The organism is Stenotrophomonas sp. STEN029 (assembly GCF_056760015.1).
This window is the reverse complement of record NZ_JBRREC010000108.1, coordinates 1-15,213: the sequence shown is the minus strand read 5'-3', so window position 1 is coordinate 15,213 and position 15,213 is coordinate 1. Positions and strand designations below refer to the sequence as shown.

The window sequence follows — 15,213 nt, the reverse complement described above, 5'->3', positions numbered from 1 at the left end:
CCCCCCCCCCGGCGGCGGCCGTGTGTGTTTTTTTTTTTTTGCGTGCGCCCCGCCCCCCCCCCCCCCCCCCCCCCCCCCCCCCCCCCCCCCCCCCCCCCCCCCCCCCCCCCCCCACTACGGCTTCTGCCCCCTCCCTTTCGCGCAGCGAAGGGGAGGGTTGGGGAGGGGTGCTTTTTCCTGGTAACACCCCTGCCGAGCATGGCTCGGCACTACAGATTGGCATTTCTGGTGAAGCTTCTGCCGAGCATGCCTCGGCACTACCGTGTTTTTCAGTGCTGCTTGCGGCTGTTCCAGCTGGCCAGGAATACCGCGGTGGCCGAGGCCACGTTGAGGCTTTCCACTGCGCCACTGCCCGGGATCGACAGGCGCAGATCGCAGCTCTGGGCGAAATCGCGGTCCATGCCTTCGCCTTCAGCGCCCATCACATACACCATGCGATCCGGCAACTCGGTGGTGAAAACATTGTCGCCATCGGCAACCAGGGTCGCAGCCAGCCCAAAGCCGGCATCACGCAGCTGCGCGACGGCCTGCGGCAAGGCCGGCAGGCGCACCAGCGGCACCGACTCGGCGCCACCTTCCGCCACGCGCGCGGCAGCGCCGGACAGGGCAAGCGTCGAGTCCGCCGGCAACAGGATTGCCTTGACCCCAAAATGCGCCGCCGAGCGCAGGATCGCGCCGAAGTTGTGCGGGTTGCCTACGCCATCCAGCCACAAGGCCAGCGCCGGGCCATCCTGCAACGAGGCCAACCAGGTCGCCAAGGGCAACGGCTCCTGCTTCTGCACGTCGGCCACAAGGCCTTCGTGATGGGTGGTGGCGGCCAGCTTATTGAGATCGCCGTCGCCGACCACGCGGTAACCCACACGGTTGGCCACGCACCACTTCAGCACCGGCTGCAGGCGCGGGATCATGTCCTCGGCGAGGTACAGCTTGCGCAGCGCCTGCGGGCGCTTGGCAAACATTGCCTGCACGGCATTGAAGCCGTACAGACGCATTTCATCGCCGCCGCGTACCGGTACACCGTCGCCTTCACGTGCGGCCGAGGGTGCAGCCGGAGTTGCGCGGGGTGGCCGCGAGGAAGGGCGACGGTTGTTCCAGGGGTTACTCACAGCGGTTCCTTTGGATTACTTGTTGCTACGCCAGAAATCGGCATTCTTGATGCCCAGTGCATCGGGGTCGAAGACCGGGTCCAGACCCAGCTTCTTCTGCCGCTCATAGTCGGACAGTGCAAGCATGGCAGGCTTTTGCAGGATCAGGATGGCGATGACGTTCAGCCAGGCCATCAAGCCCACGCCGATATCGCCCAACGCCCAGGCCATTTTCGCATTGTGGTAGGCGCCAAACACCACCATGCCCATGATGCCCAGACGCAGCACCAGCATCGCCGCAGGATGGGTACGGTTGCTGCCGGCCAGGTAGGTCAGGTTGGTTTCGGCCATGTAGTAATAGGCCATGATCGTGGTGAAGGCGAAGAAGAACAGCGCCAGCGCCACAAAGCCCGCGCCCCAGCCCGGCAGCACCGACTCCACCGCTGCCTGGGTGAACAGCGCACCTTCGGAGGGCTGTACGCCCGGCACGCCGGTGATGATGGCCTCCAGCTTGGTTACGCCACCTTCGGTGACTTCGCGGAACACGTTGTACATGCCGGTGGACAGCACCAGGAACGCGGTCGAGGTGCAGACCAGCATGGTGTCGAAATAGATGGCGAAGGCCTGCACATAGCCCTGCTTGGCCGGGTGCGAGACCTCGGCGGCGGCGGCGGCATGCGGGCCGGTACCCTGGCCGGCCTCGTTGGCGTAGATGCCACGCTTCACGCCCCAGGCGATGGCCTGGCCGATGATGCCGCCGAAGGCCGCATGCGCACCGAAGGCGCTGGAGAAGATGTCCGAGAACATCGCCGGCACCTTGCTGGCGTTGAGCATCATCACCACGATGGCCATCAGGATGAAGCCCAGCGCCATGAACGGCACGATCACTTCGGCGAAGCTGGCAATGCGCTTGACGCCACCAAAGATGATGATGCCAAGCAGCACCGCCACGCTCAGGCCGATCCACAGCTTCATGCTGGCGGCACCGCCAACCGATGCGCAGGCATTGGCGCCGGTGCACAGCACGTTGACCGCGCTGTCGGCGATGGCATTGGCCTGCACGCCTGGCAGCAGGAAGCCTGCGGCGATCACGGTGGCCACGGCGAACACGGCCGCATACCACTTCAGGCCCATCGCTTTTTCAATGTAATAGGCCGGGCCACCGCGGTAGCGGCCTTCGGCATCCTTGGTCTTGTAGATCTGCGCCAGGGTCGATTCCACGTAGGAGGTGGAGGCGCCGAGGAAGCCCATCACCCACATCCAGAAGATCGCACCCGGGCCGCCGTAGGCAATGGCCGTGGCCACGCCGGCGATGTTGCCGATACCCATGCGGCCGGCCATCGACATGGCCAGGGCCTGGAACGAGGACACGCCAGCTTCGGACTTTTCACCGCGCACCGTCAGCCGGCACATTTCAGCGAAACCGCGGATCTGCATGAAGCGGGTGCGCAGGCTGAACCACAGGCCCGCCCCAAGACACATGAAGATGAGCGCATTGCTCCAGATGATGCCGTTTACGTATTCGACGATGGATTCCACGTAATTCCCCGGAAAGCTGAAAGGTAGCCAAAGCCCGGAATCCCGGGGCTGGCCGATTTTTCCACGATTGGGCCCGGTTGTGCAGGCTCTTACGTGGATTGCAGCCAAGTCCTGATAAGGGCGAAGCAGCGCATGTCATGCAACTGCCCGTCCTTGAGCACCGATTGGCGTTCGGTGCCCTCCTCCACGAATCCATTCTTCAACAGCACCCGCGCCGAGGCCGGGTTGCCGGCCATCACCTGTGCGGACAGCCGTGTCAGCGCCAGGGTATCCATCACCCACGGCACATAGGCGCCGACCACCGCGGTCATGATGCCCTGCCCCCAATAGCGCTGGCCCAGCCAATAACCCAGCGATGCCGAATGACGCCGCTCGTCCCTGCCCTGGGTCACGCCTATACCGCCGCAGGCCTGACCATCCATCTCCAGTGCAAACACCTGCCCCCGCAGGTCCAGCACCTGTCCCGCCAGAAACGCCTCGCCATCGGCGCGGGTATACGGATAGGGAAAGCGCGTGCTCAGCCCCCGCGATACCGCCGCATCGTTGGCATGCTCGAGCAGCGCGTCCAGGTCCCCTGCCTGCCAGGGGCGCAACCGGACGCGACCGCCGAGCAGCGGCTCACGCATGGCCACCGACCGCCGGGGTTTCACGCTCCAGCTTCTCCAGCGCGTTGGCCACGGTTTCCGGCGACTTGGTATACGGCGCCAGCAAGGCATAGAACGCCGGCACCACGAACAGCGACAGGAAGGTGGACACGCTGACACCGAAGATCACCACGATGCCGATGGTGGCGCGGCTGGCCGAGCCCGGGCCACCGGCGACCACCAGCGGAATCGCACCAACCACGGTCGCGATGGAGGTCATCAGGATCGGTCGCAGTCGCACCATCGACGACTCGACGATGGCCTGGTGCACAGTGCGGCCCTCGTCGCGCAGCTGGTTGGCGAACTCGACGATCAGGATGCCGTTCTTCGCCGCCAGTCCCACCAGCATGACGATGCCGATCTGGCTGAACAGGTTGAGCGTGCCCCCACTGAGGTACAGGCCAACAAAAGCGCCGAGCACGCCCAGCGGCACGGTCAGCATGATCACCAGCGGATGGATGAAGCTCTCGAACTGTGCGGCCAGCACCAGGTAAACCACCAGCAAGGCCATGGCGAAGGTCAGCAGCACCGCGCTGCCGGCGCTCTGGTACTCGCGCGATTCGCCCTTCCAGTCGATCTGCGCGTATTCCGGCAGTTCCTCGGCGGCGACCTGTTTGGCCCAATCGATGGTCTCACCCAGCGTATGGCCCGGCGCGACGTTGGCGCTGATGGTGATCGAGCGCAGGCGATTGAAACGGTTGAGGCTGCCGGCCTCGGCCACTTCACTGAGCGTGACCAGGTTGGACAGCGGCACCAGCTCACCCGAGCGTGCGCGCACCTGGATCGCCGACAGGTCGGCCGGCGACGCACGGCCTTCGCGGCCTGCCTGCACCAGCACGTCGTACTCCTCGCCGTTGTCGACGAAGGTGGTGACGCGGCGCGAGCCCATCATGGTTTCCAGCGCGCGGCCGATCTCGGTAACCGAGATGCCCAGGTCGGCCGCACGCTGGCGGTCGATGTTGACCCGCATCTGCGGGCGGGTTTCCTTGTAATCCGAATCGGCGCCAACCAGGCCGGGGTAATCGGCCATGCGTTCCAGCAGGCGATCACGCCACTGCGCGATTTCCGCGTATTCCGGCCCACCCAGCACGATCTGGAACGGCTGGCCCATGCTGCGCACCAGACCGCCACCGACCATGGTGCGCACGCGCACGCCACTGAGATCGTTCAGTTCTTTCTGCAGGTCATTGGCCACATCCACCGTGGCTTCGCTGCGGTTGCGCCAGGGCTGCAGGAACACGCTCATGCGGCCGGTATGCATTTCCTCGCTGTTGCCCCAACCACCGGGCACGCGCGGATTGGCGCGGACAATGGGTTCATCCGGGCCGACGAAGCGCGAGACGATCTTCTCGACCTGCTGCACCTGCTCCACGGTGTAGTCGTAGCCCGCACCTTCCGGGCCATCGATCATGATCTGGAACGAGCCACGGTCTTCGGCCGGCGCAAGTTCGGAAGGAATCAGCTTGAACAGGCCCCAGCTGGCGCCGAGCGCGCCCAGCATCACCAGCCCGAATACCCAGCTGCGCTGCACGTGGCGATCCAGCACGCGGCCATAGGCTGCCGACAGCCGTTCCAACTGGCGGTTGATGAAGCCATGCAGGCGGCTGACCTTCTGCTCGCTGTGCGGCTTGAGCAGCTTGGACGCCATCATCGGCGTCAGCGTCAGTGCCACGAAGGCAGACAAGGCCACTGCAGCCGCCAGCGCCACTGCCAGCTCGCGGAACAGACGGCCGGTATTGCCCTCAAGGAAACCCACCGGCAGGAACACCGCCACCAGCACCGCCGTGGTGGCGATCACCGCGAACGCCACCTGCGCGGTACCGCGCTTGGCGGCCACCAACGGCGGCTCGCCCAGATCGATGCGTCGCTGCACGTTCTCGACCACGACGATGGCGTCATCCACCACCAGGCCGATACACAGCACCAGCGCCAGCAGGGTGAACAGGTTGATCGAGAAGCCGAACGCGAACAGCGCGATGAAGGCGGCAACCAGGCACACCGGCACCGTCACCGCCGGAATCACTGCCGCGCGCAGGCTGCCCAGGAACAGCCAGATCACGATCAGCACCAGGATCATCGCCTCGACCAGCGTGGCGTAAACGCGCTCCACGGCGGCTTCAATGAAGGTGGTGTTGTCGAAGGCGACGAAGATCTGCGTGCCTTTCGGCAAGGTCTGGGCGATGCGCTCGGCTTCGGCACGGGTATCACGCGCCACATCCAGCGCATTGGCCGTCGACGTCTTGACGATGCCCAGGCCGATGCCCGGCTCCCCGTTGCTGCGGAAGTAGGCGCGACGCTCGGACGAGGCCAGTTCGACCTTGGCCACATCGCCCAAGCGCACCACGTAACCGTCATTGCCCTTGCCCAGCGGAATGCTGGCAAAGTCCGCCGGGGCCACGTAGCTGCGCTCCACGCGCAGGGTGAAATCGCGGTCGGCCGATTCGATGCGGCCGGCCGGCAGCTCCACGTTTTCGTTGCGCAGCGCGGTTTCAACTTCGTTGACGGTCAGGCCGCGTGCGGCCAGCTGGTCGCGGTCCAGCCACACCCGCATCGCGTAACGCTGGCGGCCACCGATGCGGACCTGGGCCACACCGTCGATGCTGGAGAACCTGTCCACCACATAGCGGTCGGCGTAATCGCTGAGTTCCAGCGTATCCATCACCGAGGACGACATGTTGAACCAGATGATCGGGTCGGCGTCACTCTCGACCTTGGCGATTTCCGGCGGACGCGCTTCTTCCGGCATGCGATCCGCGACGCGGCTGACCGCATCGCGCACGTCGTTGGCCGCAGCCTCGATGTCGCGGTTGGCGTTGAACTCGATGCTGACCGAGGCACGGCCGTTGGTGCTGCGTGCGTTGATGGTATCGATGCCCTCGATACCAGCCAGCGCGTCCTCCAGCACCTGGGTGACGCGGCTTTCAATCACCGCCGCCGAGGCACCGGTGTAATCCACCGACACCGAGACGATGGGCGGATCGATGGCCGGCAGCTCGCGCAGGGTCAGGCGGGTGAACGACATGATGCCCAGCACCAGCAGCAGCAGGCTCATCACCACGGCCAGTACCGGCCGCTTGATCGAAAGATCGGACAGCTTCATCCGGCGGTCGCCATCTTGGCCGGTACCGCAACATCGGCAGGCTTCAGCGGCGTGGCCGCGTCGGCGGCCTTGGCTGGCTTGTCATCCTGGATGCGGATGCCCGGGCGCAGCTTGCCGGTGCCATCGACGACGATGCGGTCACCGGCCTTCAGCCCTTCGACGATTTCCACCACACCGGCGCGGCGGGTACCGGCCTTGATGTCGGCGCGCTCGACGCTTTCATCCTGCTTGACCCGGAACACGTAAGAGTCACGACCGACCTGCACCACCGCGATTTCCGGAATCACCAACGCATCGCGCTCTGGACGGTACAGGCGCACGTCCAACAGCATGCCCGGACGCAACGCATGGTCGACGTTGTCGAAATCGGCGCGGACGGTAATCGCGCGACTGCCCGGATCGACGCGGGCGTCGATGGTGCTGACCGTGCCTTCAAACGTGCGGCCCGGGTAGGCGATGCTGCTGCCGCTGACCTTGTCGCCGTTCTGCAGCGAGGCCAGCTGCGCTTCCGGCACCTGGAAATCCACGTGCATGCGGGAGATGTCGTCCAGCGTGGCGATCGCGGTGGTCGGGGTGACCAGCGAACCCGGGCTGACCTGGCGGATGCCCAATACGCCGGCGAATGGCGCGCGTACGCTGCGGTCGCCGATATCGGCGCGCATCTGCTGCACGCGGGCCTCGGCGGCATCACGGATCGACTGCTGGGTATCCAGGGTTGAATGCGCAACCAGCTGCTGTGCGGCCAGTTCGCGCTGGCGCTTGTACAGCCGGTCGGCCTCGGCGAAGGTCGCCTGCGCCTGGGCCAGTGCGGCCTGCTGGGCCTGGCCGCGCAGGGTCACCAGTGGCGCACCGGCGGCAACCTGCTGGCCACTCTCGAAATGCACCTTGTCGATGATTTCGCTGACCTTGGCGGTGACGATGATGGATTCGCGTGCCTTGGCGGTGCCGTTGGCCTGCAGCGTATCGCTCCACGGAGCGGTTTCGACGACCTGCGTAGTGACCAGCACCGCTCCGGCAGCTTGCCGCGGCGCCTCAGCGTTCTTGCGGTTGCATCCGGCCAACGCCAGCGCCAAGACAGTGCCACCGACAACGGTGACGGCAAATCGCCCGAACATACGCAGTCCCATCTGATACACGATCAAGCAGTCTAGCGGTGTCAGATGACGGCCGGATGTGCCGTTAGGGGGGGAACGTCCCTATTGTGGGAACCGCTGTAGTGCCGAGCCATGCTCGGCAGGGGCCTTCACCCGTGATGCGAAGAGCCTACCCCTCCCCAACCCTCCCCTCCGCCTTCGGCGCAAGGGAGGGGGCGAAGCTGCAATTGCGGATGAATTCGGGGCTGACGGTGCGGTGGCTTCGCGGCCAATGCCGCTCCCACAGCCTGCCCCTGCGAACGCGCTGGCGACTCAGCGCAGCGCCTGCAACACCTGTTCGACCATCGCCGGCACACTGTCGGTGTCGGCATGCAGGTGCAGTTCCGGGGCCTCCGGGGCTTCATACGGCGAGTCGATGCCGGTGAAGTTGGGGATCTGTCCGGCCCGCGCCTTGCGGTACAGGCCCTTCACATCGCGCGCTTCGGCCACTGCCAGCGGCACATCGACGAATACCTCGATGAACTCGTCGTCCTCAAAGCGCTCGCGGGCCATCTGCCGCTCGGCACGGAAGGGCGAGATGAAGCTGACCAACACCACCAGCCCGGCATCGACCATCAGCCTTGCCACCTCGGCGACGCGGCGGATGTTCTCCACACGGTCCTCGTCGGTGAAGCCCAGGTCCCGGTTCAAGCCATGGCGGACGTTGTCGCCGTCCAACAGGAAGGTATGCACCCCCTGCGCATGCAGCCGCTTCTCCACCTGGTTGGCGACGGTGGACTTGCCCGCACCGGACAGGCCGGTGAACCACAGCACCCGGGGCTGCTGGCCCTTGATCCGTGCCCGCGCCGCCTTGTCCACGTCCAGATGCTGCCAATGCACGTTGCCGGCGCGGCGCAGGGCGAAATCCAGGGTGCCGGCGGCGACGGTGGCGTTGGTCTGGCGATCGATCAGGATGAAACCGCCCAATGCGCGGTTCTGCGCATAGGGAGCGAAGGCCACAGGCTCGTCCAGCGACAGGTTGCAGTAGCCAACCTCGTTCAACTCCAGTCGCTTGGCCGCCAGTCGCTCCTGCGTATTCACGTCAACGCGGTGCTTGATCTCACTGATATTGGCGGCCACGGTACGGCTGCCGATCTGCAGCCAATACGGCCGGCCCGGCAGCAAGGCCGCGTCGTCCATCCACAGCACATGGGCAGCGAACTGGTCCGCCACCTCCGGCGGATCACCTGCAGCGGCAATCACATCGCCGCGGCTGACGTCGACCTCGTCCTCCAGGGTCAGCGTCACTGCCTGCCCGGTGCCGGCAACTGCCAGCGGACCATCCGGGCCCAGCACCTGCTTGACCGTGGAGCGGCGTGCCGAGGGCAGCACCACCACTTCATCACCCACGCGCACCTGGCCAGCAGCAATGGTGCCGGCAAAGCCACGGAAATCCTGGTTCGGGCGGTTGACCCACTGCACCGGCAGGCGAAGTCCGCTGACCGCGTCGTGCGCGCTCAGTTCGACCGTATCCAGGCGCTCGATCAGGCTGGGACCGCCATACCAGGACATTACCGTCGAACGCGTGGACAGGTTCTGCCCTTCCAGCGCCGACAACGGAATCGCCTGCACATTGGCAATACCCAACTGCGCCGCAAGCGCCTGATAGTCGGCGACGATGCGCTCGAATACGGCCTGGTCGTAATCGACCAGATCCATCTTGTTCACCGCCAGCACCACCTGGCCGATGCCCAGCAGCGAGATGATGTAGCTGTGCCTATGGGTCTGCGTGAGCAGGCCCTTGCGCGCATCCACCAGCACCACCGCCACATCCGCAGTCGAGGCGCCGGTAGCCATGTTGCGGGTGTACTGCTCATGCCCGGGGCAGTCGGCAACGATGTACTTGCGGCGGTCGGTATCGAAGTAGCGGTAAGCCACGTCGATGGTGATGCCCTGCTCGCGCTCGGCGGCGAGGCCATCGAGCAGCAATGCGTAATCGATGCGCTCGCCCTGGGTGCCATGACGACGGCTGTCTGCCTCCAGCGCGGACAGCTGGTCATCGAACAAGCGTTTGCTTTCGTACAGCAGGCGGCCAATCAACGTGCTCTTGCCATCGTCGACGCTGCCGCAGGTGATGAAGCGCAGCAGCGGCTTGGTTTCGTGGGTCTTGAGGTAGGCAGCAATATCTGAGGAAGTGGTCACGGCGCTCATCAGAAATACCCCTCCAACTTCTTCTTCTCCATGGACGCGGACTGGTCGTGGTCGATCAGGCGGCCCTGCCGTTCCGAGCTGGTTGAGACCAGCATCTCGGCGATGATTTTCTCCAGGGTGTCGGCTTCGGACTCGATCGCACCGGTCAGCGGGTAGCAGCCCAGCGTGCGGAAACGCACCTTGCGCAGCTGCGGCACCTCGCCGGGATGCAGCGGCAGGCGCTCGTCATCGACCATGATCAGGCTGCCATCGCGCTCGACGACGGGCCGCTCGGCGGCGAGGTATAACGGCACCACAGGAATCTTCTCGCGGTAGATATAGAGCCAGATATCCAGCTCGGTCCAGTTCGACAGCGGGAAGACGCGCACACTCTCGCCCTGGTGGATGCGGGCGTTGTACAGGTTCCACAGCTCGGGGCGCTGGTTCTTCGGGTCCCAACGATGGCGGTCATTGCGGAACGAGAACACCCGTTCCTTGGCCCGCGACTTCTCTTCGTCACGACGCGCGCCGCCGATGGCGGCATCGAACTTCCACTTGTCCAAGGCCTGCTTCAGGCCCTGGGTCTTCATCACATCGGTGTGCACGCTGGGGCCATGGCTGATCGGGCCAATATCGCGGGCGATACCGTCCGGGTTGATGTGCACCCGCAGCTCGGTGCCAGTCTCAGCAACGCGGCGGTCGCGGAAGGCAATCATCTCGCCGAACTTCCAGCGGGTGTCCACATGCAGCAGCGGGATCGGCGGCACGCCCGGCGCGAACGCCTTCAGCAGCAGGTGCAGCAGTACCGAGCTGTCCTTGCCCACCGAGTACAGCAGCACCGGGTTGTCAAAGGCGGCGGCAACTTCGCGCAGGATATGGATGCTTTCCGCTTCCAGGCGGTCGAGATGTGACAGGGGTGCAGTGACGGTCATTGCGTGCCGAATCAAGGAGGCGGGGCCCGAGGGCAATAGTAACAGCGAAGCCGGGCGGGACTCCGGACTGTCCGCCGAGTCTGGAGGTGCCACTGCGCCGATTGAAATAAACGCAGGGCATGAAGCGATAACCGCTACTCCTTTCCCCTGATGGCGCGCTGTACCTAGCATCGGTCATCCCTACCTAGACCGGAACGGAAATGACCGCCGCCGCTACCGTGCCACCCAGCCCCTTGCCCGAAGACCGCAGGGTCCTGCTGTCGCAACTGGTAGCCGGTCTGGATGGGAACAGTCTGTGGTGGCTGTCCGGGTTTGCCGCCGGGTTGGCGCAGGGTACCTCTCCCACTGCCCTTACCGTCATCTCCGGCGGCCAAGCCGCACAGCCAGCACAGACCCGGCTGACCGTGGTCTATGGCAGCCAGACCGGCAACGCCCGCCGCGCCGCCGAGCAGCTCGCTGCCGAGGCCGAAGCCGCCGGCCTGCCGGTGCGGGTAGTCCGCGCCGATGCCTACGCCACCCGCGAGCTGGCCAATGAGCGCCTGCTCTACATCGTCATCAGCACCCAGGGCGAGGGCGATCCGCCGGACGACGCCATCGGCCTGGTCGAGTTCATCGCCGGCAAGCGTGCGCCAAAGCTGCCAGAGCTGAAGTACGCCGTGCTCGGGCTGGGTGACTCCAGCTACGTGGAGTTCTGCGGCATCGCCCGCAAGCTCGACAGCCGCCTGGCCGAACTGGGCGCCACCCGCCTGCAGGCCGTGGGCGAGGCCGACCTGGACATCGATACCGTGGCGGCACCGTGGCAGGCACAGGCACTGCTCAATGCGCGCGACGTGATCGGCCAGACCGTGGTCGCCACGCCCAGCAATGTCACGCCGCTGCGGCATGCCGGTGCGTGGACCGCACAACATCCCTTCAGCGCAGAGCTGCTGTCGCGCCAGATCATCAGTGGCCGCGATTTCAAGGGCCCGGCGTATGCGAAGTACGGCAATGCAGCCAAGTCCGTGCATCACCTTGAGCTTTCGCTGGAAGGCAGCGGCCTGCACTACGAACCCGGCGATGCGCTGGGCATCGTCCACCGCAACCCTGCCGAACTGGTCGAAGCGGTGCTGGATGTCACCGGCCTGGATGGCACACTGCAGATCGAACACGACGGCCACAGCCGGCCGCTGGCGCAATGGCTGGGCGAGCACCGCGAGCTGACCCGCATCTCGCGTCCGCTGTTGGCCTCGGTGGCCGAGCGCAGCGCGCATCCGGAACTTGCCCGACTGCTCGATCCGGCACAGAAGACGGAACTGGCCTCGGTATTCGAAGATCATCAACTGGTCGACGTGCTGCGCCGTTGGCCGGCCGAGTGGAATGCCGAAACCCTGCTCGGCACCCTGCGCCCCGCCGCGCAGCGCCTGTACTCCATCGCCTCCAGCCGCAAGCGCGTCGGCGAAGAAGTGCACCTGACCGTCGACGAACTGCGTTATCACGCCCATGGCAGCGAACACCTGGGCGCAGCCAGCGGCTTCCTGAGCGCACTGGAAGAAGGTGCGCAGCTGCCGGTCTACATCGAAGCCAATGAGCGCTTCCGGGTACCGGCTGACAGCAGCCGCGACATCATCATGATCGGCCCGGGCACCGGCGTCGCACCGTTCCGTGGCTTCGTGCAGGAGCGTGCCGAGACCGGCGCCACAGGCCGCAACTGGCTGTTCTTCGGCGCGCGCCATTTCAATACCGATTTCCTCTACCAGACCGAATGGCAGGACGCGCTGCGGCGCAAGGAACTGGATCGCCTGGACCTGGCGTTCTCGCGCGACCAGGCCGACAAGGTATACGTGCAGCAGCGCCTGCGCACCCGCGGCCGTGATCTCTACGACTGGCTGCAGAACGGCGCACACCTGTACGTGTGCGGCGCCATCGCAATGGGCAAGGACGTGCATGCAGCACTGCTGGATGTACTGCGCGAACACGGCGGGCTGGATGAAGACGATGCCCGTGACTATCTGACTCGACTGCACACGGAGGGGCGCTATGGACGGGATGTGTATTGAGGCTTGAACGCTGCGATGTGAACCAGCGCTGGCTTCGCGGCTTACGCCGCTCCCACAACTCCGATTCCAGATAGCGAAAAGAATGAGCACCCACTCCGTTGAGAACATCAAGGCCGACAGCAACCGCTTGCGCGGCTCCCTGTTGGAAAGCCTGGCTGACCCTGTCACCGGCGCATTGCGCGAAGACGACCAGACCCTGATCAAGTACCACGGCAGCTACCAGCAGGACGACCGCGACGTGCGCGACGAGCGCCGCCGGCAGAAGCTGGAGCCTGCCTACCAGTTCATGATCCGCACCCGCACCCCCGGCGGCGTGATCAGCCCCGAGCAGTGGCTGAAACTGGACAGCATCGCCACCCGTTACGGCAACCACTCGCTGCGCATCACCACCCGCCAGGCCTTCCAGTTCCATGGCGTGATCAAGCGCGAGTTGAAGGCGACCATGCAGGCGATCAATGCCACGTTGATCGACACTTTGGCCGCCTGCGGTGACGTCAACCGCAACGTCCTGGTAGCCGCCAATCCGCTGCTGTCCAGCGCGCACGCCACGCTGCATGCAGACGCTGCGCGCACTTCCGAGCATCTGTTGCCCAATACCCGCGCCTATTACGAAATCTGGTTGGACGAAGAGCGCGTGGCCGGCAGCGGCGCCGAGGAAGAGCCGATCTACGGCGAGCGCTACCTGCCGCGCAAGTTCAAGATCGGCTTTGCACTGCCGCCGCTGAACGACGTCGATGTCTATGCCAATGACTTGGGCTTCATCGGCGTGCTTGATGCCGACGGCGAACTGCTCGGCTATGACGTGACCATCGGCGGCGGCATGGGCGCCACCCACGGCGATGCAGAAACCTATCCGCGCATCGCCAACAACGTCGGCTTCATTCCGCGCGAAGCACTGCTCGATGTCGCCACCGCTACCGTCACCACCCAGCGCGACCTAGGCAACCGTGAACTGCGCAAGCGTGCGCGCTTCAAGTACACCATCGACGACCACGGCCTGGACACGGTCGTGGCGGAGATCGAGCGCCGCGCCGGCATCCGCTTCGCGCCATCGCGTGCGCAGGCGTTCGCCCACAATGGCGACCGCTATGGCTGGGTCGAAGGCGACGACGGCCGCTGGCACCTGACCCTGTCGCTGCAGGCCGGGCGCATCGCCGATGTGGCCGGTGCCCCGCACCTGACCGCCCTGCGCGAAATCGCCCGCATCCTCGACGGCGAGTTCCGCATGACCGGCAACCAGAATCTGGTCATCGCCGGCGTACCGGCGCAGCAGCGCGCGCAGATCGATGCGATCGTGCAAAGCGCCGGGCTGGACATCGGCAATCGCGCGCCGACCGCGCTGGCACGTGCCGCCATGGCCTGCGTCGCACTACCCACCTGCGGACTGGCAATGGCTGAAGCCGAGCGCTACCTGCCCGACTTCAGCGCCAAGCTGCAGCCGCTGTTGGAACAGCATCAGCTGGCGGAGGCACCAATCCTGCTGCGCATCTCCGGTTGCCCTAATGGGTGCTCGCGCCCTTACCTCGGCGAGATCGCCCTGGTTGGCAAGGCACCGGGCCGCTACAACCTGATGCTGGGCGCCGACCACCGCGGCCAGCGTTTGAACACGTTGTACCGCGAGAACATCACCGAACCGGAGATCCTCGACGCACTGGCGCCACTGTTTGCCCGCTATTCCGGTGAGCGCGATGGCAGCGAAGGCTTCGGTGACTTCCTGCACCGGGCCGGCATCGTCGCCCTTCCTCCCTACCCCACCCACCGCCAGATATCCGTGGAACTGCAAGCATGAGCGCCCTGCCCAAGACCTCTCACAACCCGTCGGTAACCCTGCCTGACGACCTGGGCCCGCTCAATACCCTGCTCGATTCGATGGATGCGCAGCAGCGGGTGGAATGGGCACTGCAGAACGCGCCCGGCGCGCATGTGCTGTCGTCGAGTTTCGGCGCGCAGTCAGCGGTGACCCTGCACCTGCTCAGCAGCCAGCACCCGGACATTCCGGTGATCCTGATCGACACTGGTTATCTGTTCCCGGAAACCTACCGTTTCGCCGACGAACTGACCGACAGGCTCAAGCTCAACCTCAAGGTCTACCGCCCGCAGGTGAGCCGCGCCTGGATGGAAGCACGCCATGGCCGCCTGTGGGAACAAGGCGTAGTCGGCATCGAGCAGTACAACAACCTGCGCAAGGTCGAGCCGATGAAGCGTGCACTGGACGACCTGCAGGTAGGCACCTGGTTCACCGGCCTGCGCCGCAGCCAGTCGGCAAGTCGTGCCAATACGCCGGTGCTGCAGCGCCGTGGTGAGCGCTTCAAGGTCAACCCGATCGCAGACTGGAGCGATCGCGACGTGTGGAAATACCTGCAGGAGCACAAGCTGCCCTACCACCCGCTGTGGGAACAGGGCTACGTCTCCATCGGCGACTACCACACCACCCGCCGCTGGGAAGCGGGCATGCGCGAAGAAGACACCCGCTTCTTCGGCCTGAAGCGCGAATGCGGTCTGCACGAAGAGATTTGAGCCAATGTTGCGCGACTCACAGGTTTGTGGGAGCGGCGTAAGCCGCGAAGCTGAATATCCAGATCGAATTACACACATGCCCGGATGCAGCAGTAGC

Annotated in this window: 10 protein-coding genes; 3 read left to right on the top strand and 7 right to left on the bottom strand. The window is 65.3% G+C overall.

Annotation, left to right across the window (positions count from 1 at the left end; all coding sequences use genetic code 11):
* Positions 1 to 269 precede the first annotated feature (269 nt).
* From ACVOLI_RS18260 to cysD, 7 genes are all read right to left on the bottom strand, one after another.
* A complete protein-coding gene (locus tag ACVOLI_RS18260; protein WP_481615461.1) occupies positions 270 to 1,106 on the bottom strand; it encodes a TrmH family RNA methyltransferase in 837 nt (278 codons plus the stop codon).
* A gap of 15 nt (positions 1,107 to 1,121) precedes the next feature.
* Positions 1,122 to 2,567, bottom strand: a complete 1,446-nt coding sequence (locus ACVOLI_RS18255; protein ID WP_481615463.1) for an alanine/glycine:cation symporter family protein — start codon at positions 2,565 to 2,567, stop codon at positions 1,122 to 1,124.
* 146 nt (positions 2,568 to 2,713) lie between these two features.
* Entirely contained in the window at positions 2,714 to 3,250 is a 537-nt protein-coding gene (locus tag ACVOLI_RS18250) for a GNAT family N-acetyltransferase (RefSeq protein ID WP_481615462.1), read from the bottom strand.
* Positions 3,243 to 6,368 carry an efflux RND transporter permease subunit gene (locus tag ACVOLI_RS18245; RefSeq protein WP_481615460.1) on the bottom strand — a complete coding sequence of 1,042 codons (3,126 nt, stop codon included), beginning with the start codon at positions 6,366 to 6,368 and terminating at the stop codon, positions 3,243 to 3,245. The genes ACVOLI_RS18250 and ACVOLI_RS18245 overlap by 8 nt, the downstream gene beginning before the upstream one ends.
* A complete protein-coding gene (locus ACVOLI_RS18240) occupies positions 6,365 to 7,483 on the bottom strand; it encodes an efflux RND transporter periplasmic adaptor subunit (RefSeq protein ID WP_296247121.1) in 1,119 nt (372 codons plus the stop codon). The genes ACVOLI_RS18245 and ACVOLI_RS18240 overlap by 4 nt, the downstream gene beginning before the upstream one ends.
* 291 nt (positions 7,484 to 7,774) lie before the next feature.
* Positions 7,775 to 9,643, bottom strand: a complete 1,869-nt coding sequence (cysN, locus tag ACVOLI_RS18235) for a sulfate adenylyltransferase subunit CysN (RefSeq protein ID WP_481615459.1) — start codon at positions 9,641 to 9,643, stop codon at positions 7,775 to 7,777.
* An 8-nt stretch (positions 9,644 to 9,651) separates the two neighbouring features.
* On the bottom strand, positions 9,652 to 10,563 hold the full coding sequence (gene cysD / locus ACVOLI_RS18230) for a sulfate adenylyltransferase subunit CysD (protein ID WP_481615458.1): 912 nt from the start codon (positions 10,561 to 10,563) through the stop codon (positions 9,652 to 9,654).
* 200 nt (positions 10,564 to 10,763) lie between these two features.
* Here cysD and ACVOLI_RS18225 point away from each other — a divergent pair, with 200 nt between their 5' ends.
* The 3 genes from ACVOLI_RS18225 (at position 10,764) to ACVOLI_RS18215 (ending at position 15,116) form a co-directional block, all read left to right on the top strand.
* Positions 10,764 to 12,599 (top strand): assimilatory sulfite reductase (NADPH) flavoprotein subunit, encoded by a 1,836-nt coding sequence (locus ACVOLI_RS18225; RefSeq protein ID WP_481615457.1) that lies wholly within the window; start codon positions 10,764 to 10,766, stop codon positions 12,597 to 12,599.
* A gap of 82 nt (positions 12,600 to 12,681) precedes the next feature.
* Complete coding sequence (cysI, locus tag ACVOLI_RS18220) at positions 12,682 to 14,388, top strand: assimilatory sulfite reductase (NADPH) hemoprotein subunit (RefSeq protein ID WP_481615456.1); 1,707 nt, start codon at positions 12,682 to 12,684, stop codon at positions 14,386 to 14,388.
* The gene (locus ACVOLI_RS18215) at positions 14,385 to 15,116 is read left to right on the top strand and encodes a phosphoadenylyl-sulfate reductase (RefSeq protein WP_282270203.1); all 732 of its coding nucleotides are present in this window, start codon (positions 14,385 to 14,387) and stop codon (positions 15,114 to 15,116) included. The genes cysI and ACVOLI_RS18215 overlap by 4 nt, the downstream gene beginning before the upstream one ends.
* Positions 15,117 to 15,213 lie beyond the last annotated feature (97 nt).